General features: G+C 54.7%; 1 protein-coding gene. It reads left to right on the top strand.

Translation table 11 applies throughout. The features are described from left to right. The coding region (locus AB6804_RS31955) for a transposase (protein WP_370889850.1) at positions 1-336 on the top strand (336 nt) is incomplete at its 5' end. Between the last annotated feature and the right edge of the window lie 196 nt (positions 337-532).

Below are 532 nucleotides of genomic sequence, written 5' to 3'. Positions count from 1 at the left end.
TTGCACGGGGAGGAAACGAGTGTTTATGCCGACGCCGGCTATCAAGGCATCGAAAAGCGCGAGCAAGCGGGCTCGACTCGATGGCACGTTGCGATGCGGCCCAGCAAGCGAAGGAAACTGAACCTGAGTGACCCTGTCGATGCCATATACGACAAGATCGAACGATTGAAGGCGGGCATTCGGGCGAAGGTCGAGCATCCTTTCCGAATCCTCAAGCGCCAATTTGGCTATGTGAAGACACGATACCGGGGGCTGGCGAAGAACACTGCTCAAATCACTACGTTATTTGCGTTGGGCAATCTTTGGATGATGCGAAAAGCGCTGCAAAAATCGTAGAGAGGTTGCGCACGATGAACTTGACCTTCCTCCAATCGCCGCGCGTCACAACCTCTTGATCGCATCGACCTCGTGACCGGCCGGGATCGACAACTCGTGCGCGGTGAGGAGAATGGAGCCCAATGCAAAATCTTTCCATCCAGTCTACGTCACGCCTGTCGCATGCTTCCGAAACGAATTGTGCAGACGCTCCTTA

This window comes from Caballeronia sp. RCC_10, assembly GCF_041360715.1.
Taxonomy (GTDB): domain Bacteria; phylum Pseudomonadota; class Gammaproteobacteria; order Burkholderiales; family Burkholderiaceae; genus Caballeronia; species Caballeronia grimmiae.
This window is presented reverse-complemented; position numbering and strand designations above follow the sequence as displayed.